Genomic DNA, 233 nt, shown 5'->3' with positions numbered 1-233 from the left:
CAGAGGAACATGCACATGCCGATCTTCATCTCTCCCCCTTGGCACTTCGCCACTGCGTTGCGGCGTCCGCGCTTATCACTTCCCAAATCTGGTCATACCAAAATGGCGGCTCTGGTCAAGCCGCTGCGCTCACCACTGGGAGCGGGGATTCCGCGCATGAGCGGGAAATACAGCGACAAACAACCGAATACGCCGACTTTCTCGACATTTTGAGGCCGTCTTGCGGACGCTCG

At 57.9% G+C, this 233-nt stretch carries 1 protein-coding gene; it reads left to right on the top strand.

Annotation, left to right across the window (positions count from 1 at the left end):
* The coding region (locus EOD29_RS35290; protein ID WP_206520635.1) for a hypothetical protein at positions 1–213 on the top strand (213 nt) is incomplete at its 5' end.
* Positions 214–233 lie beyond the last annotated feature (20 nt).

It is taken from the genome of Mesorhizobium sp. M1A.T.Ca.IN.004.03.1.1, assembly GCF_003997555.1.
Lineage (GTDB): Bacteria > Pseudomonadota > Alphaproteobacteria > Rhizobiales > Rhizobiaceae > Mesorhizobium.
This window is presented reverse-complemented; position numbering and strand designations above follow the sequence as displayed.